This is a genomic window from Sulfitobacter sp. UBA1132, assembly GCF_002311545.1.
GTDB lineage: Bacteria > Pseudomonadota > Alphaproteobacteria > Rhodobacterales > Rhodobacteraceae > Sulfitobacter > Sulfitobacter pontiacus.
The window spans coordinates 7,985-33,201 of the sequence record NZ_DCAN01000009.1 but is presented as its reverse complement, the minus strand read 5'-3'; the positions used below and the strand labels follow the sequence as shown (position 1 = coordinate 33,201).

Below are 25,217 nucleotides of genomic sequence, written 5' to 3'. Positions count from 1 at the left end.
TGCAATGCTGAGTGAACTTAACCTCCCCTTAAGAGTGAGCGTGCTGATCTAGAGCTCTATCAACGCAACATAGAATCGAAATGATTGATTTTGCATAAACAGCTCAAAACTCTCTTTGCCCGCTATATCGCCGCCCATCTAAGGGCCGTGGGGCGTCCAATGCACATTACGGACCCGTCCGGTGCCACGGTGGGTGCCGTTGATGTATTTGCCGTAAATGACGGGAACTTGAGGCTGGCGGGCTGGACGTTCGCGGATGATATCGTGCTGCATATGAACGGCGTAAAAGTAAGCGCTAAAGCTGACTTGATTCGTGACGACGTGACCAAAGCCTATGGTGGCCCGCGACGGGTCGGGTTCGACCTGACCACGCCGCTTGGCCCGACAGGCTTGCATGAAATTGGGCGGTTTGGGGTCGAATTTCACCGTGTTCCCAATGGCACCTGGACAATTGCGCGAAGTCTAAAACTCCCTCACCTTTGGTGGATTCAAGCGCGATTGGTAATCAAATTCGTCATCGCGCTGATGCTGCAGTTGCCTGCCTATGGCGGCTGGCGCGTCAAACGGGACCCCGCTTTTCGCACGCGGATCAAACGGGGGCTGGGGCTATGCCCCGTTCACCATGCGCGCGAGCTTGACCCTGACCTATTCCGCGCCAATGCGCCTCCCGTCACAACGGCATCGGTGACGATAATACTGCCGGTATTCAATGCGCATGACCTACTGAAAGAGGCGCTGCGGCGCGTCGTCGACAATACCGATCTTCAGTGGCGCATTATTCTGATCGAAGATTGCTCAACCGATAAACGGATTCTACCGTTGCTGCGCGCGTGGTCTTTGGCCCACAATGACCGTGCGACACTGCTTGAGAATGATCAAAACCTTGGGTTTGTAAAAAGCGTAAACAAAGGCTTGCGCTATGCACAACGCTGGCCCGACACGGTTATTTTACTGAATTCTGACGCCTTAGTCCCGGCGAACTGGGCGAGCCGCCTTATCCGCCCCCTCGTTGAATATCCACGCGCCGCCACTGTAACCCCAATGTCCAACGACGCGGAAATTTTTACCGCCCCCCTCATATGTGCGCCCCAAAAACTTGCCGCCGGACAGGGGGATCTTATAGATGTGACCGCCGCGCAGCTTAACCCGCAAAGCTATCGCGTGGCCACGCCGACCGGGGTGGGATTTTGCATGGCGATCAACCCCAGATACCTCAGAGCTGAACCGCAATTGGATGTCAGTTTTGGTCGGGGATACGGCGAAGAGGTCGATTGGTGCCAGCGCATCAGAGCTGCGGGCGGACTGCATTATAGTGCCGTTAACCTTTTCGTAGAGCATCGCGGTGGACAAAGTTTCGGATCGGAAGAGAAGACGCGTCTCATCGCGAAAAATAACGCTCTTATTTCAAAACGTTATCCCGAATACGATAGAGATGTGCAGCAGTTCATTGCCTCTGACCCATTCAAATCGCCCCGGCTCGCTTTGGCATTGGCTTGGCTCGGTGCACAAGACACCTATCCGGTCTCGATATATATCGCGCACAGTATGGGTGGCGGCGCTGAATCGTATCTGCAACATCGGGTGAAATCAAAACATCACGCGTTGGGCCGCGCCGCTGTTGTAATCAGGGTCGGCGGTGCCATGCGATGGCAAATCGAATTGCATTGCCATGACGGAACAATCTCCGGCGGGACCAACAACCTCGACTACGTCAAACAACTTCTACACCCCATAAAACGGCGACGATTAATCTATTCCTGCGCTGTTGGGGATCAAGATCCGCTGACTATTCCAAGTGCGATTCTAGAATTGAGCCAAACCGGCCAACAGGTGATAGAGTTTCTCTTTCATGACTACTTCGCAATCTCGCCCAACTACACTCTTCTGAACGATCAAGGAGTGTACGATGGCCTACCCCCGCCTCACCTAAATGCCCCAGCAACCACAGGTGCACCGATAAGCATGACTCGGTGGCAAAGCGAGTGGGGAAAACTCCTGACCGCATCCCAAGAGATCGTGGTATTTTCTAAAAATAGCAAAGAAATTGTGCGCGCAGCATTCCCCAACTGCGCCGACAAAATTCAAGTTACACCGCATAGAATTTCAGACGCCGTGCCCCGTATCCCTCGGCCCCTCAGCCCAAAGCGCCCGGTGATCGGTGTATTGGGCGACATTGGTCTCCAGAAAGGCGCACAGATCATCAGCCGAGCGGCTGATGCGATAGATGCGCAAGGTGTCGGTCTGGTCATCGTCGGGAATTTCGATCCCGCCATTCCCCTCCCCCTCTCGGTGCCTATCCATGGAAGATATACCATATCAGATCTGGGAAAAATTGCCGCCCGATACGGCGTGACAGATTGGTTAATACCTTCCGTGTGGCCGGAGACATTCTCGTTTACCACGCACGAAGCTCTGACATCCGGTTTGCCCACCCATGCGTTCGCAATTGGTGCTCAGGGCGAAGCAGTTACCAAAGCTGAAAACGGTTTCCCTATTCCCTACTCAACCCAACAGGATTTGGCGGATATTCTGCTGTCTCACGTTAAAAATCACATCACCAAAACCTGGGCGGTGGCCTCATGAGCCAAATCTCAGTGCCCCTAAAATTTTTGCGAAACAATGGCATCGAGGTACTGAACCGGGGTGCTACGTCGATCAACCTGCCCAGACATACCGTGCTCGAAGCCCCGGGGAGCCTAAAATGGACACAGTATGAACACTCGTTAGAGATGGGAACGTTCTCGTATCAAGTCTCGGGATACTGTTTTGCCGCACGTATCGGCCGATATTGTTCATTCGGCGAATCCGTTCAAATAGGTCGGCAAAACCACCCGTTGGACTGGGTATCCACAAGCCCCGCTTTCTATCTTGGGGACCGAGTATTCGAACTTGGCGACGGTTTTGAGGCAGCCGAACACTACCACAATTATAGGACAGCTCACAGCAAGCCGCCCACCAAGGTAAAAATCACTACAATTGGAAATGATGTATGGATCGGGCACGGGGCGTATATCGCCGCCGGGGTCACCATTGGCGACGGCGCAATAATCGGGGCGCATTCGGTCGTGACCCGTGACGTTGCCCCTTATGCAGTCGTCGCGGGGAATCCGGCCTCTCTCAAACGAATGCGCCTACCGCCGAGCTTCATCAGTCTCATGTTAAAGTGCCGCTGGTGGCAGTTTGCGCCGTGGCAAATGGACCACCTTGATCCGTCGGATGTGCTGGAATTTTGTAGAGGGGTAAACACAATGCTCAAAGATGTCGCGCCTTTCGCCCCCCCGACGCTGGATCTGAGATCGGAAAACATTCAGTGAAAAAAGTCGCATTTTTACACATACCCAAAACCGCGGGCCAATCTGTGCACTCGGAGCTCACTAAAATCTATGGCAGCGCTCGAACCTCTCCTGTTCGCGTTCACCACCAAGCTTCGTCAGACGGTCAATTTCCCAACGGGTATGACCTTTACTCGGGTCACCTAGATTGGTGCCGCCTTCGTGAGACCCAGACAGATACCTTTGCGTTCACGGTACTTCGCGATCCATTTGAAAGGATCGCTTCTTTCTATTTTTATTTAAGAAATAAGGCCTCACGTCTCACGGACAGCCTACTTTCGTCGCCTGGGCATATGGGGTTGTACAAAGTAAAAAATTGCTCCCCCGCCGCGTATTTCTTTGGCGGAAGTCCCGCTTGGCAACAGTTCATTAAGGATCACTACGACAATTTTTACTGTAGCTATCTCGCCACCGGGAAAGTTCGCGGGGCGGCCGAGGTCTGCCATTTCTCGAAAGATATGCTTGTTGGTCAAGCGATAGGCGGCGCGCGGAAACTAGATAGAGTTTATCGCTTAAGCAGTTTAAATCTGCTTGAAAATGACATTCATAACCTAACGGGGCGTCGTCCTTCGATTGTGAAAACGCGCATCAATGTTGGGCCAAAAGGGGTTCAGACAAGCCGTTGGCAAGATCTAATGACTCTGATCAACGATAAACCGGCACAGGAAAGACTGGCTGCGTTTGCTGAGGCTGACACAGCGTTACTTAATCACCTCAAAGACGAGGGCATGTTAATTTAACGCCGGTTCAGAACTGTTTGAGTTGTGCAAGCGCGCGCAGGGCTAGATCGCCCGCATGTGTTTGCCGGTAGATCCCCAGCGAAGTCAGTGCCGCTCGACCTTTAGTGTGACTTTGGGAACGCCAATCGAGAAACCTCAATAATTGCTCGCGAGCGGTCGCCGTCAGAACGGGAGCAATTCGGTACATCGCGGCCGCATTTGTATCGATCCAATTCACCAACGTACCATCCGCCATGCATAGAGCCCTGCGCCGTAAATGGCGAACAGGCGCGCCCACAAGATTTTCACCGTGTTGCCTGTATAGTACCCCAGGTTTCTGATCATGAAGAATACCAAACCCTGCGCCTGTGATCGCTTGATACATCCACCAATCATGAAAAGGAGTTTCCGCAACGTCTGTAGTACTTACAATGCTACGCAGATAGTTGGTGACGATAGGCGGAATCACAATCGTATTTCCGCGCAAAACGTTCTGTACGATTGCATTTCCAAAACGATAAGGGCGGTTCAGCATTGGGGACGTTCCCAACCGCCCCCCCGTTTGGTCCACATAGTAACTTCTACTACTGTAAACACATCTACCACCCAGCCGCCCGACGAGCGCGACAGCACGGGATAGTTTGTGAGGCAGCCAGATATCATCCTGATCGGAAAACGCCACCCACCTCCCGTCTAACTCTTGGTTTTTCAACAATTTATAATAATTGGCGGCAACGCCACTCTGAGGCCCTTTGAGCAAGTGAATATCATGGTGCGGTGTTTCCGCTTTGAAATTTTCAAGCGCCTCCCAGGTGCCATCGGTCGAGCCGTCATCGCTTACCCAAAGGCTCCAATCCTGATGCGATTGCCCGCGGATTGAGGCCAGCTGATCTGCCAAAAACATGCCACCGTTCTTCGTCCCCATTAAAATGTGAACATGCGGTTCCGCCATCCCAAAGTCCTTCGTAGTTTAATCGACTTTCTCTGAACTACTTCGCGAGAATTAATAAACTGTGAGGACTATTGAATTAGGCACTGAGATCATGACCCATAATCCAGCCCAATCAACGACCACGCACCATACGCACGCGGCGCGCAAACAACAAAAACTGCGCGAGCGTGAGGAAGCTTTGCGACGCATCGAAAAAAAAAGGCATGATAGGGCGCTGGCCGTTGCGGCGCGGGAAAAAAAACGAGAAACCGCCTCTCAAGCGACCATTCTGACGCTGCCAGTCGCGTCGATCGTCCCGCCTGTGCCACAAGCGCGCCTTCACCTACGTCATCGGCTTTCTTTTGTCAGCTTCATCATCATCGTTCTCGGAACCAGCCTGTTCGTGTCATGGTACCTTTGGGAGTGCGCTGCAGATCGCTATACCTCCATCGCCGGATTTGCAGTCCATAGCGAGGATATGAGCTCGCCTGTCGAACTCTTGGGTGGGGTTGCAAATCTCTCGGGGTCCGGTGCCGCGGACGAAGAAGTTCTGTATCAATTCATTCAAAGTCAGCACTTAGTGGAGAAAATCGATAAGTCTCTGAATTTGCGAAAAATATGGTCTCCCCCCGCAACGAACTCTGATCCGGTTTTCGGCTACCACGCCCCTGGTACGATCGAGGAACTGACCAAGTACTGGGGTCGCATGGTCAATGTGTATAGCGATAGTAGCACCGGTTTGATCGAGGTTAAGGTGCAAGCATTTGCTCCCGAAGACGCGCGGGCCATTGTCCAAGAAATCTATGCTGAAAGCGCACAACTGATACATGAACTTTCCGCGATAGCGCGCGAGGATGCTACCCAACATGCTGAAGAAAACTTGGCGCGCGCTGCGCAGCGCCTCAAAAAAACGCGGCTTACGCTGGCCGAATTCCGCATGAGGAACCAATTGGTGAGCCCCGATACACCGCTTCAAATTCAGACCGGGTTATTGGCATCTTTAGAAGCAGAAATGACGGAAACGTTGATTAGCATCGACATGCTTCAACAAACCAGCACGCCAACCGATCCCCGCTTGAAGCAAGCGCAACGAAGGCGCGACATAATAGCAGCGCGTATCTCGCAGGAGCATCAAAAATTGAACGCCAAGCAGGGTGCAATGCACACCATTGGTTTCGCGGACCTTTTCGGGCAGTTTGAAAGCCTAAAGGTCGATTTGGAATTTGCTGAACAGTCTTATACGGCCAGCCAAGCCGCCTTTGATACAGCGGTTGCAGAGGCGCGAAAAAGATCCAAATACTTGGCGGCGCATATTCCTCCGACACTTGCAGAGACTTCGATTTATCCAAATCGCCCATTTCTTCTAGGCGTCACATTCGCATCTAGCTTCGCCCTGTGGGCGCTCATCATGCTGGTTTGGCACTCCTTACGAGATCGGCACTAGGATCGCCGATGATTGTCTTTCGAAATTTGACCAAAACCTATCATGTGCGGGGGCGACGGAAGACAGTCGCTTCAAATATTAGCGTTATTTTTCCCACTGGTATTTCTGTCGGGCTGCTAGGGCGGAACGGCGCTGGAAAATCTACGCTGCTCAAGATCATTGCGGGGGCAGCTGACCCTACATCGGGCGAGGTCATCTCTGATGGCAGTGTATCCTTCCCAGTTGGCTTTGCCGGCTCGTTCCACCCCGACATGACGGGGGCACAAAACACGCGCTTCGTGGCACGGATTTATGGTGCAGACACGTCCGCACTGGTCGATTACGTCGCCGATTTTTCAGAGCTTGGGGTTCATTTTCATCTTCCATTCCGAACATACTCCGCCGGTATGAAGTCGCGCCTAGCTTTCGGCGTTTCCATGGGGCTGCAGTTTGACACCTATCTGATTGACGAAATCACCGCTGTCGGAGATGCTCGGTTCAAACAGAAAAGTCGTTCCATATTTATGGACCGCCTGTCCCGATCCGGTGCAATATTTGTAAGCCATTCCAATGGCATGCTACGAGAACTATGCACGGCAGGCGCTGTTTTAGAGGCCGGAAACCTAGAATACTTTGACGACATTAACGATGCGATAGCACATCACGAATACAACATGGGGAAATGATCAGCTCCCCCAAGGCGTACCGTATGGCTCTAAATCTTCTGCCGGAAAACACCAAGCTTGCCTATTGCATCGGGGCTCAGAAAGCCGGCACGACTTGGCTTTATGAAACCTTGCGCACCAGCAGTGAGATTCATTTTTCGCGCAATAAGGAACTTCATTATTTCAATGTGATCGCGGGTAAGTCTGACCAGGTCTTTGGCCTACGTATGAACACGGTGAAAACCTTGGCAAAGGAATTGGTGTCAGAACGCGGCCCCAAGAATCGGCGCAATCTTAGGGTTCTCAGCGAATTGGCTGACCTTTTGTCCATCTACACGGATGCGCCAGGAGATCACGAGGCTTACCTTTCCTATCTTACTCGGGGATTTCGCGGCCAGCCTGTGATATGCGACATCACCCCGGCTTATGCGATATTGGACGCAAAGGACTTCTCTGAAATGGGGAGCCTTGGCGAAAGTTGTTTCATCTTTATTTTGAGGGATCCGATTGATCGTATGTGGTCCCAAATCAGAATGGCCGTTAGCGCGGATGCCGCCCAGGTAGCTGACTTTCAAACGGCTTGCGAGGCGCGCGCGCAGCATCTGATCGACAGTAAACGGCTGCCTAAGTTAGAGCGGGCGAACTATCGGCGCACGATGAGCGAGCTGGAAGCCGTGATCCCTCCACATCGAATTAAATATGTATTTTACGAAGACCTTTTTCACGCTCATACCGTGCGCGATATCTGCACGTTCTTAGGTATTTCGCCGATTTCACCCAAAGCTGATCTTCGCAGTAATTCTGGTCGCCACGCCATGTTGCCAGAGCACCTAAAACACAGTTTTAGAGAGGCCTTTGCCCTACAGTATGACTTCATTGTAAATCGTTTTGGCGCAGCGACGCCCGCCCGATGGCAGATCAACAGCGCGCAGAGGGTACCAGGATGATAGGTCGGGTTGCACGCGGACGAAATACAATGGTCTTTGCGACGCCACGCATTATCGTCGCGCTGATACTTCGCGAAATTGGGACCAGCTATGGCCGGTCCCCGGGTGGGTATATTTGGGCATTGGCTGAACCCGTTCTCGGGATCGCGCTGTTGACCGCAATATTCTCGATCGGGTTTCGTATGCCCCCCCTCGGAAACAATTTTCCAATCTTTTACGCTACAGGTTTGCTGCCTTTTTTGATGTTCGTCGATCTCAGCAACAAGGTCGCGCAGGCGATCAACTATTCGAAACAGCTACTAGCCTACCCGCGCGTGACTTTCGTCGACGCCATCTTGGGGCGGTTCATCCTCAATTTTCTCACTCAGCTTCTTGTAGGCTTGATCGTACTGAGTGGGATCATTTTTCTGTTTGATACGCGGGCCGCAGTAAATGCATCAGATATCATGTCAGCTTTGACGATGATTGCCGCGCTTTCCCTGGGCGTGGGGATATTCAACTGTTTCATGATGTCGATGTTTCAGGTCTGGCAACGTGTCTACGGGATTTGCACGCGGCCGCTTTTGCTACTGTCCGGCGTCATCTTTTTATACGAAACGATACCCGAACCCTACCGCAGCTATCTTTGGTTCAATCCGCTGATCCACGTGGTCGGCCGCGTCAGGTCCGGATTTTATCATAACTACGACGTACCCTATGTCTCCTCAGCCTATGTCTATGCCGTTGCCGCAATACTGGGCCTTTTTGGCCTTGTGTTATTAAGGCGATATCACCGTGACATTCTGGAACGGTAACCATCCCAGCATGGCAATGTGAGCTTTAAAAACTTTCGAAGTCGCCATTCAGGATGGATAGGTTCTCGACCCCCAGCAGATCCAGTGTTTTGCCGCTGCCAAAATCCAGCACGATATGCCCCTCGGCCCCTTTGCGTGCGAACGACTGAAGTTGGCTCATCGATAAACTTCCCCCACCCCAAAGGGCAGAATCCAGCGAAAGAGTGTCAATTTCGTTTTGAAAGCTCAGGATTGTGTCTTGGCCTGCACCATAGATAAACCGATCTGCCCCGATGCCACCGGATAGCACGTCGTTTCCCGCGCCGCCGTCAAGCGTATCGTGACCGGCATTGCCTTTGATCAAATCATCGCCGTCGCCGCCGATCAGCTGGTCGGCACCATTGTCGCCCGACAGCGTATCGTTCCCGGACCCACCGTTAACCGTATCGTTGTTGATCCCCCCGGCAAGACGGTCATTCCCGCTATCCCCCTGCAAGAAATCTGCCCCCGCATTTCCGAAAAGCTGATCATTCCCGCTGCCGCCAAGCAGTTGATCCGCGCCGGCGCTGCCCTCCAAACGGTCTTTGCCGGCACCGCCCCACAGGCTATCGGCATTTAACCCGCCGATCAGATGGTCATCGTCCCTATCCCCATAGAGTCTATCCGCACCGTTATTGCCGGTTAACGTGTCGTTCCCATCGCCACCGCCAAGCGCGTCATACCCGTCGCCGCCCCACAGGGCGTCGTCCCCATCACCAGCGCGCAAAGTGTCCCAGCCGATACCGCCCCAGATCTGATCCCCCTCGGTCCCACCGTCAATCAGATCGCTTCCGCCGTTACCATAGATCGTATCGGCGCCAGCTTCGCCAAGGATCGTATCATTGCCGCCTGCGCCGATCAGCCTGTCGCCATCCGCGCGCCCGCTGATATGATCATCCGCCGCATCCCCTTCCAGCACATCGGACCTTGGCGTGCCAACCAGAACCAACGGCGACGGTTCGGCGGGAAGGGATGGCGTATCGGGTTCCTCTGGCAGGGTCCAATCCGGCATGAAACGCGACTGCCCAATCAGATCGAGCGCTTGAACATCATCCTCGCTAAGGGACTGTCCGTTCGATGTTTTTATCTCCAGTCGCTCCTCACCAAAAGACAGAACGGCACCGTCTTTGGTCGAAGATATGGTCAACTGAGACCCATGTCTCAGGAACGGCCAGGCCGACAGATCAATACTGTCTTGCGCGCTGTCGAAATCGGCAATCGTATCGGCCTCCCCATCTGCGGAAAGGACAAAAAGATCGCGGCCGGAGCCGCCGGTCAACAGATCACGGCCGCCGCCGTCTCGCAAAATATCATCCCCTGCGCGCCCGGCGATATGGTCCGCGCCATCCCCGCCGGATAACAAATCGCCCCCCGTGCCGCCTGTCAGCGTGTCAGCTTGATCACCCCCTGTTGCCGCCGCAACCCGGTCAGAAATATCCACCGTAAAGATGCTCAGCCCCGCTTCGGCACCCGAGGCGACGGCGAGGTGCAGTAAATCTCCTTGTACCGAAAAGTTAAGCGCCGACACCGCGTCGAGCGTGCTCTCTTCCGTGTCTTCGATCGACACCAGATGCATCAACCGGCCATCGTCCATCAACTCAAAGACCGAAACGCCGTCATCTCCGCCCGCCGCCGCCACATAGGCGCGGCCGCGATGTGTTGCGGTCTCGATCACATGCACCCCGTCAAATCGCGTGTCCCGCGTGTCGAGGACGTGATCCGTTAAGGTTAACCCACCATTTTCCCCCAACATCGCGACGCTCAAACTCGCGCTTCCCGCCGCGGCCAGTATCGCAAATCCATGGCCGCCAACCTCTACAAAAGCTGTCGCGCTTGGCCTGCCGATCCCCACGCCATCCTCCGCCGCGATACGAGAGACTTCTCGCGGGATACCATTCCCATCCAATTTGAACGAAATAAATGCGTCGTCCCGCGCCGAGGACGCCAGCAGATACGGCGTGCTTCCGACGTACCCGACGCTCAGGCCGGTCAGACCTGCCTCTGACGCGACGCCACTGTCGCCCGATATGCGCGTCAGCGCCCCATCGTCGCCCATGCGCCACGACCCGATGCTATCCGCCCCCCGCACCAGCCCGTACAGATAGCTCTGCCCGCCTAAATCCAGCGTCTCGACGGCCAGTAACTGGGCAGGCACGGCACCACTGGTCACGGCAGAAACATTACCAAAGCGCCCATCATCTGTTAACGCAACGCGGGTGAGCGCAGCGTTATCCGCCCCCGTGAGCAATAGCGCACCGTCTACAACCTCCAGCCTGCTGGTGACCCCGGCCCGCGTGTCCCCGGCGATGGCCCGACTGTCCAAAAACCGAAGCCCCCCTTCCGCATCAATGCGATAGGCCAGCAAGTCACCGCCACCAAAGCGCGAGGTCGTGTACAGCACCGCCCCGCCAGAGGATTGGACAACCGCCATATCCGTCACCCCGGTCAGCGCCATATCCTCCCGTGCGGACAATGTGGTTTTATGCTCAAGCTCCATCGGTTTATTCCCCTACATGTTCCGGGGATAAAGATGGGCTGAATTCCTTAACGGCAGCTTCAGCTTTTAAGGCGGCAATGTGGCCCTTTCATACAATTGTCAGGTTTTCGCAGATCAGAGGTATAGGCCACCGCTTTGCGTCGTGCCCGCGATATCGCCCGGCAGCACTGTCCCGCCACTTTGCACAACAGAGTTGCTGCTCACGTCAAAACGTTTGCCCGTGGCTGTGCCGGTGAAACCATGCCCGCTGAAATCCGCCTGCCCGGCCATCTCGCAGCTCACAAACGCAGTGGCAAAGTCGGGCGTATTCGCCAGCGTCACCGTCTGCATCCCCCGCGCCAGCACAGCCCCCTGCGACAGACGCAGATGATACGCGGCATCGCCGTCGATAACATACGAACCCGCACCCTCGACGCGCCCGCCGACAATATCCAGATGTCCCCCCGCCGTGCCAAAGACGACCTCATCAACCTCTAACACCGCTTCCGGCAACACCCGGATCGCCGGGTCGGCACCGGTGGTCTCTATCGTCATACCCCGCAATCTCAGACGCCCCGAAACCAGTTCGATCACCGACCCTGTAGCCGTCATCGTGACCGCGTCGGGGTCGCCGGTATTCCCGACAAGCTCAACCAGACCTCCCCCCAATGCCGCTCTTGCCGCGACTGGCGAAGCGCCCAGATCATAGCTGCCATCCGCCAATTGAACCGTAACGGCGTGGCCTGCGCTGTCCAAACGGACGACTTCCTCCATCGCACGGCCTAGCGACGCAAAGGCAGCCGCCCCCGTGCCCCGCCCACTTTGCCCGTCGCCACCCTCAAGCGGGTTCACATAGTAAACGCGGGGGGCAGTCAGCCGCTCTCGCCAACCCGAGACTGGGGCGGTCACACGCCCGCTCGCCGCTTCAATGCGCAAAGCTTCCGCCCAATTTGCGCCGTCTGCGCTGACCTTGATGGCGAAATCATCGCTCCCCGAGGTCCCCATCTCGGCCCGCCCTCCAAAGGCGGTCTGGAACAGCAGACTGGCCGTGTCCCCTTCGGCTGCCTTGTTGATCTTCACCTGATGCCCCGCCCCGTCATTGTTGAACAGCACCGCATCCGACGCCACAACCAACCGGTTATACGCATCCGGCGCCGCTCCGACACCAAGCCGAGGCACATCTTGCAACGCCGGCACCGCCCAGCGCGCGCCGTCGTAAACCACTTGGGTTTGGCCGGGGGCCACAGATGCCACCCAGCCCGGCATCGGCGCGATAAACTGCCACGCCCCATCCACGAACACTGCCACCGCATGGTCATGCCCCGCCCAATCCCCCACAGCGTTTGAGGCCACCAGATACCGATCCCCCTCGGCTGCGGTCGCGGGCGGCGTAGTTTCGGTGAAAGACAGGACCGACAGTTGCACAATCGCATCCAAAAGCCGCAGCGCCTCGTTATGGGTCACATGCTTTTGCGCTTGCGACGGTTGAATATACGGAAGGGCGAGAACGGGGGATGTATCGGTCATATGGTGACTCCTGTTCGGTAGATGTTGATCAGGACCAACCCTGCCGCAGACAGGTTAACGCGAGCCTGCACCACCGCACGCCCCCCCCGCCAATATGGTCGGCGATTTCGGGGGCGGTGCCATGATGCTTGCTTTTGGCATGGTCTTTGCCCTTTTGGACGTACAGCGCGGTGGTAAAGGTACTGTGATCGACGCTGCCATGACCGATGGATCGGCCCTGTCGATGTCGATGATCTATGCGTTTCACGGTCAAGGCTGGTGACACGATGACCGGGGTGTGAACATGCTTGATACAGGGGCGCATTTCTATGATGCCTACAAGACAGCGGATGGAAAATTCGTCTCTATTGGCGCGATAGAGCCGCAATTCTACGCTCAACTACTGCACCTTTGCGGTCTGTCAAACGATCCCGTCATGCAGATCCAAAACGACCAACGCCAATGGGACGCCATGCGCGACAAGCTTGCCCGCTTGATTGAAACCAAGACCCGCGCCGAATGGGACGAGATCATGATCGGCCACGGTGCCTGCTATACCCCCGTTCTGTCATTGGCAGAGGCACCTACCCACCCTCACAACACCGCACGCGATACATTCGTCACCGCAGGGAACGTGCTACAGCCTGCGCCAGCGCCGCGATATTCGACCCATAAAACCACGCCGCCACGGATGCCTGACGGTCAAACCGATACCCGCACTATCCTCGCCAATCTTGGCTATGACACAGATCGCATCGCCACCATCCTTAACGCAGGCGGTATTGCGTAACCGCTCTTATCCGTCATTTCGCAACCAGCGGCTGACAATCCAGAATCGACCCGCTACAAGACCGCCTAGCGCAGAGGGGCCAGCGGGCCGCAAGGAGCGGGGCAGCCAGATATGACATCGCCAAAACGCCACCCGAACGGGGCAGCCACATGAACACGATGATCCCCGCCTGGGTCAACGGCAAGCTTACCCCCGTCGAAAAGCTTGAAGTCCACCAGCGCGGTCTGCGCCATAAGGCTATCTCGGTTTTCGTCATGCGCGGACGCGAAACCCTGATCCAGCGGCGGGCGCTTGGCAAATATCACACCCCCGGTCTCTGGGCGAACGCCTGCTGTACCCATCCGTTCTGGGAGGAACCCGCGCTCACCTGCGCCAAACGGCGACTGGACGAAGAGCTAGGGATCAGCGGCCTAAGGCTCGACCATCGCGACCAGGTCGAATACCGCGCCGATGTGGGCGGCGGCCTGACCGAACATGAGCTGGTAGAGATTTACGTCGCCGAAGCCGTCGCGCTCACCGATGTGACCCCGAACCCCGCCGAAGTGATGGACACCGCCTGGGTCGACCTCTCCGACCTCGCCCGCCAGACCCAAACCACGCCAGAGCGTTTTACCCCCTGGCTGCGCATCTATCTGGCCGAACACATGGACAGCATCTTTACCGCTTAATCCTCAGTCTCGTCCCCTGGTTTTGGCGTAAACAGCATGAACAGCGCATTCCCTTCGCGCAGCAAATGCACCTCGGCATCACTGGCAGTCATATCTGGTCGGGACGGGCAGGTATCAGGCACCTCATCACAGGCGACCGCTGTCTTTCCGGTCAATTGTTTCAGCCGGAACGGCAGCGCTTTATAAGATTGTATGCCGGCCTTTAGCCCAGCGGCAATTTTCGACGAATCGCCATAGACATAGACCGGCCCCTCTGTCGCCCGCACCTCCTGCGCCCAGAGCTTGGTATCGCTACGCCAATCATTGGACTGCCCATAGGCCAGAAACAGCTGGATGAACCACACACCGATGATCAACAGCAATAGATTGCGCCCTAAACGGCCGTATAGACCCTCATCCTCGCTCAATATCTGGACCGCACGCACCGCGGTCAGCGCAAAGAAAACCCAAAAGAAGATAAACGCGCGCGGCGGAACGATCACACCCAGTTTCAGCGCCTGAACCACCGTCAGCGCCAGCCCGATCCCCATACCAGCCGCAAGATACAAAGCCTCAAGCGGCGCGCGCTTGCGTAGCACATTCAGGGCAATGATATAGACGAAAGGAATAAGCCCGATCAGCGGCGGATACCCGATGCCGGTCCGGTTGAGGAACAGCGTAAATGTTTCCCCCAGCTTCGGCAGGTTGGCGATCATCCCGCCAATCCCGTCCCCCGCGGTCGGATCACGCCAATCGGCCACAGGCACGCCAAATACACCATGAACCTGCCAGTTCAACGTATAGACCGTCAGCACCGCGACAACGAAGCTTGCGCAAAACAGCGCCATCAGCCCCGCCAGATCGCGGATTGACCGGTCCCGCGTACGCGCAATGCAAATCGCCAACAGCAGCAGCGGATAGGTCGTATAGGCCATAAAGCTGACGATCACGAAAATCGGCAACAGCCAGCGCAGCTGCGCGCTGGACAGGTAACAGGCCAGCACCGCAAACAGCGCCACAACAGCCAACCCGGGGATGAGCGTATTGAACCAGAGCGAGATCAGCATCTCGGACGGGCAAACCACCAGCAGCAGGGCCAGCACGACAGTAAACCAGCGCTGCCCACCGGGCCCCATCGCCGCAACGGCAAACGCAGCGACAAACGCCGCCCATAGGCTCTGATACAGGGCAAAGTTCAGCCAGGCAGGCGTTACCACCTCGCGCAGGTGCCAGATGTAGTTCAACCACCGCCCCTCGTGCAGGGTCTTGTTCCAAAAGGCGGGCGCATCCGCGAAAAAGGCGGGGTAGTCATCATGGCGGATCATCGGATCCAGCAGATTTTGCCCCGTCAGCAAGAACGCCGCCACCAGTGTGATCAGAAACACCGGTGCCAGCTGCAGCCGTTCAGATTCGGCCCGCATCGCCAACTGCCGCCCAACCGCCGCCGTCATACAGCCGCGCGACCCAGGGTCTTGGCACGGCGCGCCCGCAAGGCAAGCACCATCGCCCGCGCTTGCGCAATGGCTGTGACAACGCCGCGTGGCAGGGTCTTGACCACAGCCAAACGCAACCGCCAGCCAAGGCTACCCGCGTTGCGCAGCTTTTGCCCCGCAGGCACTTGGGTCGCGAGGATCTCTTTCGGCAAACCCGCGCGCCCGGCCTCATTCACATAAAGGATCGCGTTGTAACGATACCAGGGCGCGATATCCTTGTTGTCCTTCAATGCAGGGCGCACGCAATCATAGGCGACATAGCCCTTGGCCGCGAAAATATCCTGCCAAAAGGACAAGGGCTGTTCGTTCACGTGAAACTCGCCCCCCTGTCCGGTGACCGCAGCGGAAAACAACACACGATCAGATGCCCGCGTGAGACTATCGACCAGAACCTCCGAGGCTTCGGTGGGCAGATGCTCCCCGACCTCAAGGCTCTGCGCCAGATCAAAGCGGCGGCCCGTCTTTACCGGCTGTGTCAGATCGGCGGCCATGAACTGCTCTGGCGCGACTGCCAGTTGCGCCCGGTCTACATAATCCCCGTCTACGGCCAGCACGTCCTCCGCGCCACCTTTGCGCCATTCATCCATCCAAACACCGCGCCCACTGCCCAGATCGATCACCGTCGTGGGCTTCAGCAAAGGAAACAGCAATGACACAAACGGTTTTGCCGAGGCACGCGCACTCTGGTTGATGTAGTCGAAAAATGTATCACTGTAGATATGGCTCATGACATGTACTCCGTCTTGGGGTGCGGCAAGGCGAACACCCATAGGGTCATCAAAATATAGTTCTGCACCGGCAGATACAGCGCAACGGCCAGCGCCGCCGCCCAGGCCGGCATCCCCAAAGCCTCTGCCAGAGGGCCCGTGACAAGCATCGACATGCCAAAGCCGCAGCCAACCATAATGGCGAACTTTGTGATCTGGCTGCGATTGATCAGCCGCCGTTCAAAGGTGAACACGGCATGACCGATGTACTGCAGCACGATCGCCAGAAAAAACGCCAGCGCATTAGCCGCCGGTTGTGGCACCCCCGCCGCCAGAAACGCCGGATACATCGCCACGTAGGATAATGCCGTCATAATGCCGACAACCCCAAAGCGGGCGCACTTATAGTCAAAAACACGCATCAGGCACGCAACCGTTTCACATCGGGGACCATATCGCGCGTATCATCGCTCACGAAATAAAGCGGGCGATCCTTGGCCTCGACATAAAGTCGACCGATATACTCCCCCAGAATACCCAGCGTCAAAAGCTGCGCCCCCGAGAAGAAGCTAACCGCGAGCACCACCGACGCCCAACCCGGTGCCGTCTGATACACGACCAGCGAATAGATCACATAAACGGCCATCAACGCCGCCATGAACAAGCTGACAAAAGACAGGCGCGTCGCAAGTTTCAACGGCTTCGTCGAAAAGGCGGTCATCGCGTCGATGGCAAAGCGCATCATGGCGCGGAAGGGGTATTTGGTTTCGCCCAAGGCGCGTGGTGCGCGGATATATTCAATACCCACCTGTTTAAAGCCTGCCCAAGCGAACATCCCCCGAATAAAACGGGCCTTTTCCGGCATCGCCAGCACCGCATCCAGCGAGCGGCGGTTGACCAAACGGAAGTCGCCCGTGTCCTGCGGGATCGGGACATCGGACATGGCATTGAGGAAGCGGTAGAACAGATGCGCCGTGGCCTTCTTGAACATGGTCTCGCCCTGGCGCTCGCTACGACGCCCGTAAACCACGTCAAACCCGCGATCCATCATGAACATCATATCGACCAGCAATTCCGGCGGATCTTGCAAATCGGCATCCAGCATAAAAATACGTTCGCCCTGTGCCGCCTCAAGCCCGGCGGTCAGCGCGATTTGATGCCCGCGATTGGCCGAAAGCTTGATACCCACCAGTTGCGCACAGCCGGCTTGCGCGGCCTCGATCGCTTTCCACGTGGCATCGGTAGATCCATCATCCACCAGAATAATCTCGGCCCGATCTTTCCACGGCGCGATCGCCTGCGTCAGCCGCGATACCAGCCCCGGGATCGAGGCTTCTTCGTTCATGCAAGGGATCACAACAGAAAGATACATATCACACCGCCTGAATAATTGACCCGTTCAGGGGTAATGAGGCGATGTGGCTGAAATAGGGCACCGATAGGTTCAATTTGCGAAACCTCTGGCCGTTAGACAGACCCTTTGAAACGTAAAAGGCCGGACAGTTCTGCCCGGCCTTTGATCATCAATGGCGGTCAGATCAATTGCTGACCGCGTTCCCCACACTCAGGATCTGCGGCAGGATCTGCGAAACAGCGCGGCTCCATTTAGTGACGGGCTGCTGCGCGATAAAGATGATGTCATCAGGGCGCAGTTCGAACCGCGGGGCCAACGCGAAATTCGCGGCGTTGCGGGCATCCAGATGCCACGCGGTAATAGCCCCCAGTTCGCGCGGGTCAGAGGATGCGCGCAACACATAGACCTGCGACACATCGCCGGTCGAGGACGCCACACCACCCGCATCATACAAGGCATCTGCCAGACTTGCCTTACGCTCGTACGGCAAGGCAAAGCGCGACTGCGTCCCGACTTCCCCCGCCAGATAGACATAGTCGCGATCATCGGCACCTAGATCACGGCGTGCTTTATAGTTGTCACGGGCCTCATCCAAGCTCGCACGACGAAGGGACACCTCAAGCTGCAGCTCTTGCAATGCCGAGGCACGTGCCGCCTGACGCGCCTGAACCAGAGTGATCTGCTGCGCGAAATATTCCTGCGCACGCGCCAGTTCATATTCCGTATCCACAAAGATCGCATCGCCGGGCAGCAGGCGGGTCTTGGTCAGGCTCGCGCGGGAATAAAGCTGCGACAGCGGGATCTGATACAGCGTACCATCACGGTACAAACGGATCGAGGCATAGTCCTGATCCTCGACCGTGATCCCGCCGGCCGCAGCCAAGGCTTCTTCCAGATAGAGCGGCGTCAGCGTTACCGGCACAACGGTCGGCTGCGACACGGCGCCCCCGATGGACACACGGCGCGAGTTGAACTCGGAAATCTCGAGGCTGAAAGTCGGGTCAATCTGGTTCTCGACCAGACGCTGGAACAAGGCCGCTTCGGCGTCTTCAATGGTCAAACCGGCAATACGCACACGGCCCACATCCGGAATGTTGATCGATCCGTCATCCTGCACCGTATAGCCTTGGCGCGCGTTTTGTGCGGCCAGCAGCCCGGTCAACTGTTCAACCGATCCGGCGGCACGCGGTGTGGCCAGCAGCACCACATCACCGATACCAATCTCGTAGGGACCGGGATCAACCGGGGGCGGCAGGCGCAGCTCAAGCGCATTGGGGCGGGTCTGAACGTCGAGTGTGGGCGATGGCAGCGCCCCGGTTCCGCGCAGCCCCGAGCCAGAGCCTGCGGTGCGGGAAAACACATCGGGCAGGCTCCGTGGCGCATAGGCGGATCTATTCGCCTGAATGACGGATTCAGCAGTGAGGTTCATCACCCGTACATTGGTGCCGCCAGCGACGCCCTCTACAACTTCAGGTGTTCGGTAAACCGTACCACAGCTTGCAAGGGTCAGGCCCAAAACAGCTACCAATAGGTATCGCACTTTAATACTCCCATTCATCATGTGACACCTCGCCCCCAGACAGGTTCGGCCCCTGTTAACCTTAACGGGCGGCGGCTTTGGTCATCAAATACCCGACCTCATCGCCCGCCCATTGCCGCGCCTGTACAATGGCACCGCTCTTTACACTGACCCAATACGTATTCCGAAACGACTGGTCCAGACTTTTACAATCCTCGGTTACAACCCGCGTCGGCACGGTGCCGATCTCAAGCACGAGCGTCGCGCTGCCTTGCGGCTCCACCAGACAGCGATACGCGCGGGTAGAAATCTTATCCACTCCTGTCAGATTGCTGTGCAACCGATCTGAATATCCGCGCCGCCCGGACAGGATCAGCGCCTTGGGCTCCGACACATCAGCGGCGAAGAGTTCAGACCCAAGGCCGCGTGTCCCTTGCAGCATCCCGTCTTCCAGCATCAGCGCCGTTAAATCCGAACTCAGCCATGTATCGACACCGTTCACACGCGCCTCGCGCAGCATGCGGCCGGTTTGTGCACGGTTTTCTACGGTCAGCAGCAAGGCGGGGGTGGCGGTATCTTGCACCAGCGCGGCAAAACGCGGGGGAAACCCTTGCGAGGTTTTGGGCACGACTGAATCGTCGTCCACAGCAACGGCAACACCACGCGCCAGAAGGTTCTGACTGGCGCTACAGGCTGTGAGGCCCGCCAGACACAGACCAAGGGTCAACGCACGTAAGATCATCGCAGGTATCTCCCCCAGCTGTCCCGCAGCTCTTTGCCGCGATAGTCACGCACGACCCCGTGCAAACGGTTGGCGACAGCAAGACGCGCCCCGCCGTCGCGTGTAATCGGCTTGATTGTTTGCTGGACTTTCGTCCGCGACGGGCGTCCGGTCAGCCACGAAAGCGGCACTTCGAACCGCAGGCCCTTGTCGAAAGACCCTTCACCAAAATCATCAAAGGACACATCCGTGAGCGTGAAATACCCGCCAACCTTGAACCCGTTGTTAAACTCACGATCCAAAGAGAACGTCGCGCCATAGTCACCCGCAAGGTAGCGCCCCACGTCTAGCTGCCCGAAGAACCCATTGCCCAGATCGTAATAGGCCGAGGCATGGCCGGTCACGACGTCATAGTCCTGAAACCCGAACAGCATGTCGAAATCACGTTGTTTGACATAGTTCAACTCTGCCCCAAGTGCGAGCCGGCTATCCATCGGATACCAAAGCACCTCGGTCGACACCCCGCCAAACATCCCTTCCAGATACCCTGCAGAAACACGACCAAACAGGTCTTTCCCTGGCCGGAACAAATACTCGGCCGTGAGGCTGTTCACCTCAAGCTCAGATTCCTTTGCATAGCGTATAGCATTAGAGCGGACCGGCTCGATCACGGAATTCGACACGCGGAACGATTTGTCGATATTGCCCACCAGCGGATAGCGGAAACGACCCCCAAAGGTCAGCCCCGGGCGCGGCCGGTAATCCATCTTGAGCTGGACGCCGAAATCGGCCCTAATCGGGCTGTTAGGGTCGAAAAAGGATGTGGCGAGATATGGGCCGATCGACGTGTCAAAGACCGGGTAGATATCCGCCAACTCGCCTTCGCGGCCCTGATCGTGCCCGTCTTCAAGACGCGCCCGCGCCAGACTGCGCCAGGCACCATCGTAATCAAACTGCAGCTCTTCCAGATCGGATCTTTGCGTCACGATCTGGTTCAGCGGCACGCCGCGCTCCAGAAACACGACCGTGAACTCTTCGATTGCGGGGGGTAGCGTCACCGCCATGGCCCGCGCCGTGCGCCCTGCCGCTTGGGCCTCATTGTCGAAACGGGTGTTTTCCACGCGGACGGTCGCGCGGTTGCCCGACATGGTGAAGCCTTGCAGCTCCAGCCCGTCTTCCGCCAGCACACGCTGCAACACGGCCTCGACCGCATCACGCCCGCCCCCGGCAGCAGAGTTGTTCCACTCCGCAATCGCCAGCCGGTTGCGCGCGCCGATGGTGCGCGGGGCCTGCTCCAATCCGCCGGGCACAGACGGTTTCTTGGGGTTGATGACATAGCTCAACTGCGCGCCGACCTCATGCCCCCCGACGACAAACCCCTTGAGGTGCACACCGTTCTTGAAACGATACTCCAACCCCACGTTGAGGGGCGAAGACACATCGATGCCCGTGTTCACCGATTCCCGCGTGTATTCATCGGGGGAGTATTCGGCGAATAGCGTCATCTGGTCCGACACATTCCACTGCACGCCCGCGAAGACCGACGTCGGCCCGCGGAACCAGTTTCCTGTCTCTAGCTGGCCGCCCCTGTTGGCGTCGCGCGTCCGTGTGTCAAACCGGTCTGACAAAATACTGAACGGATTCGAGAATGAGTTCCGCCCCGCAAGCCGCCCCCAGCCCAGACCACCGGTGACCTCCAGCTTCGACCCGAAGCTTTTGGTGGCCACAAAATATTCACTGCTCAGGATACCGGTGCCCAGAAAGTCACGCAAACCCACGGCGAAAGCAGGGCGTACGTCGGTTTCATCCCAGATCTGGTAATGCACATCAAAGCTGCGATCGAAAGTATCGCCGTCCAAGAACGCATTGGTAGTGATATTCTTAATCTGCGAATACCGGAATGTCCCATAGAGACGCGGCAGAACCTGGAACGTCGCTGAATACCGGTAGTTGGGGCCAAACGTGCTTGCCGTGAAGGCCAGATCGCCGTCCTTCAACACGCGGGCCGTCGGCATTTCAACCAATCCGGGTGTGCCGTAGGTCGATAAAGATTGCGCTGAACCTTCGGCAAGACTAGTGACGCAAAACGCCCCGGCTAGCATCGAACAAGCTAGTTTCCTCGAGCGCCCTTGCATCTGCTAACCTACCTATTAATTAATTGTTGCGAATACCGGGACCGTAGAGAAGTTTAGGAAGGACTACACTTTGTGTGCCGTCCAATCAACGGATTTACCATTTCGTTGCGCCAGTTTTGCAACACAGAGGATACGCCAAGACCTATGCTGAACCGTTGGTTTAAACGCCGTCAACCTGACCCCGAGCCCGAACCTCATTTCGATCCGATCACACCGGATGTGCCCGTGATTGCGATCGGAGATATTCACGGGCGTTTTGATCTGCTTGAAAGACTGCCCGAACCTCCGGACGGCACACAGGTGATCTGCGTCGGCGACCTTGTCGACCGCGGCGAACAAAGCGCGCAGGTTCTGCGGGCGCTGCACGAACAGCCCGATATCATCACGCTTATGGGCAACCACGAACAGATGATGCTAAAGTTTATCGACAATCCGAAAGAGAATGGTCCGCGCTGGCTCCGGTACGGCGGGCTCCAGACTTTGTCGAGCTTTGGCGTCTCGGGCGTGTCGCAAACCTCCTCTGGTGACGATCTTGAACGCGCCCGCGACGCCCTGCAAGACGCTATGGGCGAGGCCTTGCTCGACTGGGTGATCAACCTTCCAACCTCGTGGGTGTCGGGCAATGTCGCCTTTGTGCACGCCGCTGCTAACCCACTGATCCCTATCAAGGATCAGGAAAGCCGGACGTTGCTTTGGGGGCATGAGGATTTCGGGCGCAAACGCCGCCGTGACGGCATCTGGGTCGTACACGGGCACACAATCGTCGACACGCCGATGATCAAGGGCGGCGTGGTGTCGATCGACACCGGTGCCTACGCGACGGACAAGCTCACCGCCGCGACGATCAACAATGGCGAGGTCGAGTTTAACTACCTCTGATCTGACGGCATCCCGATTTTAACCACACCTTAGGATACCTCTGCTTTAGCTGACGCACCGGCACATGCGCCGGTGTTTGGTTGCTATGGGTAAGAGGTGACGATGGCGTTTATCGATATCGGGATACGGCAGGGCAGTGATGGCCATGCACGTCGGGCACCACTTTACGAACGTGGCGGGAAACGGGTGTTCGATCTTGCCGTCAGCCTCGCGTTGCTGCCGCTGATCCTGCCCGTGATTATCGTTTTATACTGTCTGGTGGCATCCACGGGTCAGGGCGGTCTTTATGCCCACCCGAGGATTGGGCGCGCCGGCAAGGTTTTCCGCTGTTGGAAAATCAGAACGATGGTCCCTGATGCACAGGCCGCGCTGCCGGCGATTCTATTGGCGCGACCTGATCGCGCGCTGGAATGGGCGTTGTACCAAAAGCTGACCAAAGATCCGCGCGTGATCCCCGGCGGCCATTTCCTGCGCCGCACCGGCCTTGATGAACTGCCTCAAATCTGGAACGTACTTCGCGGCGATATGTCTTTGGTCGGGCCGCGCCCCGTCACCCGAGCGGAGCTGCACAGCTACGGCGATGCCCGCCACGCTTACCAACGGGTGCGCCCGGGGGTCACAGGGCTTTGGCAGGTATCGGGGCGCGGCATCTTGCTGTTTGCCGAACGCGCCTCGCTGGATGAACGCTATGCGCGCCAGCCAAGCTTTATGGGCGATCTCAAGATCATCGCGCGCACTCTGCCCGTCCTGTTGCGCCCCACCGGATACTGACGGGGCGCAACAACAGTTAACGCGGTGACAAGGCGCTAGACCAACCCTTTGATCCCCGTTGCGGTGGTGCCGCTGTCGCGCACTTGTGAGATGCGAAACGGATAGACGACCCCCGCCATCAAACCGGGCAGCGTGATTGCATCCCCGCTTTTCAGCGTCACCGCGACATCACCGGCCCCACCGACCATAAAGCCACGGGTGATCTGCGGCAGGTCGGCGGTATCGTCGGGCACAATATCAAAGGCCCCGCAGATAGGGCCGGTCAATCCTGCGGTATAGTCATTGAAATTGTCGGTAATTGGCATGTCGCTCTCCGTTTGATGAAGAGCGCAGCTTGGTCTACCGGTCCTACCTAAATCTTACCCCACCGTGCGGAGCACCCCCAAGGCCGGCAACCAGCCTTGGGGAAGATCATTCACGCAAGCTTGCCGTGGCAATGCTTGAACTTTTTGCCCGACCCACAGGGGCATTCATCATTGCGCGCAGGGGTGCCCCACGTGCTTGGATCATTCTCGTCGAACCCCGCCACAGCGGTAGAACCGGACGCGGCAGCGGCGGTCGAAGCTGGCGCTTCGCTGTTCTCTTCCGCCGCCTGCGCTGCGTTAACCTGCGCCGCGGCCTGACGTTCCTGCATTTGCGACAGGATTTGCTGCTGCTCTTCCTCTGTCATCGGACGGATCTGACCCAGCTTCTGGGTCACTTCGGTCCGCAGGCTGTCCAGCATGCTTTCAAACAACTGGAAGGATTCGTTCTTGTATTCGTTCAACGGATCACGCTGCGCATAGCCGCGGAAACCGACGACCGACCGCAGATGTTCCAGCGTCAGAAGGTGATCACGCCACTTGCCGTCAATCGCCTGCAACAACACCTGCTTTTCGATGTTGCGCATGTTCTCGGAGCCGATTTGTTCAGCCTTCTGGGCCATCATGTTTTCGCTGGCTTCGACAAGACGTTCGCGGATGACCTCATCGTCGACGCCTTCTTCCTCACACCATGCTGCAACGGGCACATCAAGGTTCAGCTGATCCGCAACCGAGGCTTGGAAACCTTGAGTATCCCACTGATCTGCATAGGTTTTTGGCGGCATGAACTGGTCGATCAGATCGTCGATCACCTGCTCGCGCATGTCGGCGGTGATCTCTTGCAGATCGGCAGCTTCCATGATGTCGCGGCGCTGGCCAAAGATGACTTTCCGCTGGTCGTTCATCACATCGTCGAACTTCAACAGCTGTTTACGAATGTCAAAGTTGCGCCCTTCGACCTTGGCCTGCGCGCGCTCCAGCGACTTGTTGACCCAAGGGTGTACAATCGCTTCGCCCTCTTTCAGGCCAAGCGTCGTCAACACTTTCTCAAGCCGTTCAGAGCCGAAAATACGCATCAGATCGTCTTC

General features: G+C 57.0%; 22 protein-coding genes and 1 pseudogene. 11 read left to right on the top strand and 12 right to left on the bottom strand.

The window, feature by feature from the left end; genetic code table 11:
* Positions 1 to 90 precede the first annotated feature (90 nt).
* Genes B4F27_RS06635 through B4F27_RS06625 form a run of 3 tightly spaced genes read left to right on the top strand, consistent with a single transcriptional unit; the run spans position 91 to position 4,072 of the window.
* Complete coding sequence (locus tag B4F27_RS06635) at positions 91 to 2,583, top strand: glycosyltransferase (RefSeq protein ID WP_286759216.1); 2,493 nt, start codon at positions 91 to 93, stop codon at positions 2,581 to 2,583.
* A complete protein-coding gene (locus tag B4F27_RS06630) occupies positions 2,580 to 3,314 on the top strand; it encodes a CatB-related O-acetyltransferase (protein ID WP_074636735.1) in 735 nt (244 codons plus the stop codon). Before B4F27_RS06635 ends, B4F27_RS06630 begins: the two co-directional genes overlap by 4 nt.
* Positions 3,311 to 4,072, top strand: a complete 762-nt coding sequence (locus B4F27_RS06625) for a sulfotransferase family 2 domain-containing protein (RefSeq protein ID WP_074636733.1) — start codon at positions 3,311 to 3,313, stop codon at positions 4,070 to 4,072. Before B4F27_RS06630 ends, B4F27_RS06625 begins: the two co-directional genes overlap by 4 nt.
* A 7-nt stretch (positions 4,073 to 4,079) precedes the next feature.
* Here B4F27_RS06625 and B4F27_RS06620 read toward each other — a convergent pair whose 3' ends face one another.
* On the bottom strand, positions 4,080 to 5,003 hold the full coding sequence (locus B4F27_RS06620) for a glycosyltransferase family 2 protein (RefSeq protein WP_074636732.1): 924 nt from the start codon (positions 5,001 to 5,003) through the stop codon (positions 4,080 to 4,082).
* A gap of 91 nt (positions 5,004 to 5,094) precedes the next feature.
* Here B4F27_RS06620 and B4F27_RS06615 point away from each other — a divergent pair, with 91 nt between their 5' ends.
* The 4 genes from B4F27_RS06615 to B4F27_RS06600 are packed head-to-tail and all read left to right on the top strand — an operon-like array spanning position 5,095 to position 8,811.
* Complete coding sequence (locus B4F27_RS06615) at positions 5,095 to 6,426, top strand: capsule biosynthesis protein (protein ID WP_074636730.1); 1,332 nt, start codon at positions 5,095 to 5,097, stop codon at positions 6,424 to 6,426.
* Between the two features lie 8 nt (positions 6,427 to 6,434).
* Positions 6,435 to 7,091: an ABC transporter ATP-binding protein gene (locus tag B4F27_RS06610; protein WP_286759215.1), complete on the top strand. Its 657-nt coding sequence runs from the start codon at positions 6,435 to 6,437 to the stop codon at positions 7,089 to 7,091.
* A gap of 23 nt (positions 7,092 to 7,114) precedes the next feature.
* Positions 7,115 to 8,017, top strand: a complete 903-nt coding sequence (locus tag B4F27_RS06605; protein WP_286759214.1) for a sulfotransferase — start codon at positions 7,115 to 7,117, stop codon at positions 8,015 to 8,017.
* 29 nt (positions 8,018 to 8,046) lie between these two features.
* The gene (locus B4F27_RS06600; RefSeq protein ID WP_074636725.1) at positions 8,047 to 8,811 is read left to right on the top strand and encodes an ABC transporter permease; all 765 of its coding nucleotides are present in this window, start codon (positions 8,047 to 8,049) and stop codon (positions 8,809 to 8,811) included.
* A gap of 25 nt (positions 8,812 to 8,836) precedes the next feature.
* Here B4F27_RS06600 and B4F27_RS06595 read toward each other — a convergent pair whose 3' ends face one another.
* Entirely contained in the window at positions 8,837 to 11,326 is a 2,490-nt protein-coding gene (locus tag B4F27_RS06595) for a calcium-binding protein (protein WP_286759213.1), read from the bottom strand.
* A 114-nt stretch (positions 11,327 to 11,440) separates the two neighbouring features.
* Complete coding sequence (locus B4F27_RS06590; protein ID WP_074636721.1) at positions 11,441 to 12,832, bottom strand: DUF2793 domain-containing protein; 1,392 nt, start codon at positions 12,830 to 12,832, stop codon at positions 11,441 to 11,443.
* Positions 12,833 to 12,926: 94 nt separating this feature from the next.
* Here B4F27_RS06590 and B4F27_RS06585 point away from each other — a divergent pair.
* Positions 12,927 to 13,601, top strand: a pseudogene (locus B4F27_RS06585) (CoA transferase).
* A 149-nt stretch (positions 13,602 to 13,750) separates the two neighbouring features.
* Positions 13,751 to 14,269 carry an isopentenyl-diphosphate Delta-isomerase gene (idi, locus tag B4F27_RS06580; RefSeq protein ID WP_286759212.1) on the top strand — a complete coding sequence of 173 codons (519 nt, stop codon included), beginning with the start codon at positions 13,751 to 13,753 and terminating at the stop codon, positions 14,267 to 14,269.
* Here the strand turns inward: idi and B4F27_RS06575 are convergent.
* From B4F27_RS06575 to B4F27_RS06545, 7 genes are all read right to left on the bottom strand, one after another.
* The gene (locus tag B4F27_RS06575) at positions 14,266 to 15,669 is read right to left on the bottom strand and encodes a hypothetical protein (RefSeq protein ID WP_286759211.1); all 1,404 of its coding nucleotides are present in this window, start codon (positions 15,667 to 15,669) and stop codon (positions 14,266 to 14,268) included. The two genes, idi and B4F27_RS06575, sit on opposite strands and share 4 nt — an antisense overlap.
* A 26-nt stretch (positions 15,670 to 15,695) precedes the next feature.
* Positions 15,696 to 16,469: a methyltransferase domain-containing protein gene (locus tag B4F27_RS06570; RefSeq protein WP_037942343.1), complete on the bottom strand. Its 774-nt coding sequence runs from the start codon at positions 16,467 to 16,469 to the stop codon at positions 15,696 to 15,698.
* The gene (locus B4F27_RS06565; protein ID WP_286759210.1) at positions 16,466 to 16,870 is read right to left on the bottom strand and encodes a GtrA family protein; all 405 of its coding nucleotides are present in this window, start codon (positions 16,868 to 16,870) and stop codon (positions 16,466 to 16,468) included. The genes B4F27_RS06570 and B4F27_RS06565 overlap by 4 nt, the downstream gene beginning before the upstream one ends.
* Positions 16,870 to 17,820 carry a glycosyltransferase family 2 protein gene (locus B4F27_RS06560; RefSeq protein WP_037965791.1) on the bottom strand — a complete coding sequence of 317 codons (951 nt, stop codon included), beginning with the start codon at positions 17,818 to 17,820 and terminating at the stop codon, positions 16,870 to 16,872. Before B4F27_RS06560 ends, B4F27_RS06565 begins: the two co-directional genes overlap by 1 nt.
* Before the next feature lie 166 nt (positions 17,821 to 17,986).
* Positions 17,987 to 19,231, bottom strand: coding sequence for a polysaccharide biosynthesis/export family protein (locus B4F27_RS06555; protein WP_286759220.1), 1,245 nt, complete (start codon positions 19,229 to 19,231; stop codon positions 17,987 to 17,989).
* 172 nt (positions 19,232 to 19,403) lie between these two features.
* Positions 19,404 to 20,063, bottom strand: coding sequence for a YjbF family lipoprotein (locus B4F27_RS06550; RefSeq protein WP_286759209.1), 660 nt, complete (start codon positions 20,061 to 20,063; stop codon positions 19,404 to 19,406).
* Positions 20,060 to 22,144, bottom strand: coding sequence for a YjbH domain-containing protein (locus B4F27_RS06545; RefSeq protein ID WP_286759208.1), 2,085 nt, complete (start codon positions 22,142 to 22,144; stop codon positions 20,060 to 20,062). The genes B4F27_RS06550 and B4F27_RS06545 overlap by 4 nt, the downstream gene beginning before the upstream one ends.
* A gap of 177 nt (positions 22,145 to 22,321) precedes the next feature.
* Between B4F27_RS06545 and B4F27_RS06540 the strand changes: the two genes are divergently transcribed.
* Both B4F27_RS06540 and B4F27_RS06535 read left to right on the top strand, forming a co-directional pair.
* Entirely contained in the window at positions 22,322 to 23,056 is a 735-nt protein-coding gene (locus B4F27_RS06540) for a metallophosphoesterase (RefSeq protein WP_286759207.1), read from the top strand.
* Between the two features lie 102 nt (positions 23,057 to 23,158).
* Positions 23,159 to 23,827: a sugar transferase gene (locus tag B4F27_RS06535; protein WP_286759206.1), complete on the top strand. Its 669-nt coding sequence runs from the start codon at positions 23,159 to 23,161 to the stop codon at positions 23,825 to 23,827.
* Positions 23,828 to 23,862: 35 nt separating this feature from the next.
* Here B4F27_RS06535 and B4F27_RS06530 read toward each other — a convergent pair whose 3' ends face one another.
* Positions 23,863 to 24,132 carry a spike base protein, RCAP_Rcc01079 family gene (locus B4F27_RS06530; protein WP_286759205.1) on the bottom strand — a complete coding sequence of 90 codons (270 nt, stop codon included), beginning with the start codon at positions 24,130 to 24,132 and terminating at the stop codon, positions 23,863 to 23,865.
* Positions 24,133 to 24,242: 110 nt separating this feature from the next.
* The coding region (locus tag B4F27_RS06525) for an SEC-C metal-binding domain-containing protein (RefSeq protein WP_286759204.1) at positions 24,243 to 25,217 on the bottom strand (975 nt) is incomplete at its 5' end.

What these genes read in the sequence shown, in the direction of transcription:
- B4F27_RS06530 (WP_286759205.1), bottom strand. Translation starts at nt 24,132, where the DNA reads ATGCCAATTACCGACAATTTCAATGACTATACCGCAGGATTGACCGGC.
- B4F27_RS06555 (WP_286759220.1), bottom strand. Translation starts at nt 19,231, where the DNA reads ATGAACCTCACTGCTGAATCCGTCATTCAGGCGAATAGATCCGCCTAT.
- B4F27_RS06595 (WP_286759213.1), bottom strand. Translation starts at nt 11,326, where the DNA reads ATGGAGCTTGAGCATAAAACCACATTGTCCGCACGGGAGGATATGGCG.
- B4F27_RS06540 (WP_286759207.1), top strand. Translation starts at nt 22,322, where the DNA reads ATGCTGAACCGTTGGTTTAAACGCCGTCAACCTGACCCCGAGCCCGAA.
- B4F27_RS06570 (WP_037942343.1), bottom strand. Translation starts at nt 16,469, where the DNA reads ATGAGCCATATCTACAGTGATACATTTTTCGACTACATCAACCAGAGT.
- B4F27_RS06615 (WP_074636730.1), top strand. Translation starts at nt 5,095, where the DNA reads ATGACCCATAATCCAGCCCAATCAACGACCACGCACCATACGCACGCG.
- B4F27_RS06565 (WP_286759210.1), bottom strand. Translation starts at nt 16,870, where the DNA reads ATGCGTGTTTTTGACTATAAGTGCGCCCGCTTTGGGGTTGTCGGCATT.
- B4F27_RS06605 (WP_286759214.1), top strand. Translation starts at nt 7,115, where the DNA reads ATGGCTCTAAATCTTCTGCCGGAAAACACCAAGCTTGCCTATTGCATC.
- B4F27_RS06630 (WP_074636735.1), top strand. Translation starts at nt 2,580, where the DNA reads ATGAGCCAAATCTCAGTGCCCCTAAAATTTTTGCGAAACAATGGCATC.
- B4F27_RS06620 (WP_074636732.1), bottom strand. Translation starts at nt 5,003, where the DNA reads ATGGCGGAACCGCATGTTCACATTTTAATGGGGACGAAGAACGGTGGC.
- B4F27_RS06610 (WP_286759215.1), top strand. Translation starts at nt 6,435, where the DNA reads ATGATTGTCTTTCGAAATTTGACCAAAACCTATCATGTGCGGGGGCGA.
- B4F27_RS06535 (WP_286759206.1), top strand. Translation starts at nt 23,159, where the DNA reads ATGGCGTTTATCGATATCGGGATACGGCAGGGCAGTGATGGCCATGCA.
- B4F27_RS06560 (WP_037965791.1), bottom strand. Translation starts at nt 17,820, where the DNA reads ATGTATCTTTCTGTTGTGATCCCTTGCATGAACGAAGAAGCCTCGATC.
- B4F27_RS06575 (WP_286759211.1), bottom strand. Translation starts at nt 15,669, where the DNA reads ATGCGGGCCGAATCTGAACGGCTGCAGCTGGCACCGGTGTTTCTGATC.
- B4F27_RS06600 (WP_074636725.1), top strand. Translation starts at nt 8,047, where the DNA reads ATGGTCTTTGCGACGCCACGCATTATCGTCGCGCTGATACTTCGCGAA.
- B4F27_RS06550 (WP_286759209.1), bottom strand. Translation starts at nt 20,063, where the DNA reads ATGATCTTACGTGCGTTGACCCTTGGTCTGTGTCTGGCGGGCCTCACA.
- B4F27_RS06545 (WP_286759208.1), bottom strand. Translation starts at nt 22,144, where the DNA reads ATGCTAGCCGGGGCGTTTTGCGTCACTAGTCTTGCCGAAGGTTCAGCG.
- idi (WP_286759212.1), top strand. Translation starts at nt 13,751, where the DNA reads ATGAACACGATGATCCCCGCCTGGGTCAACGGCAAGCTTACCCCCGTC.
- B4F27_RS06590 (WP_074636721.1), bottom strand. Translation starts at nt 12,832, where the DNA reads ATGACCGATACATCCCCCGTTCTCGCCCTTCCGTATATTCAACCGTCG.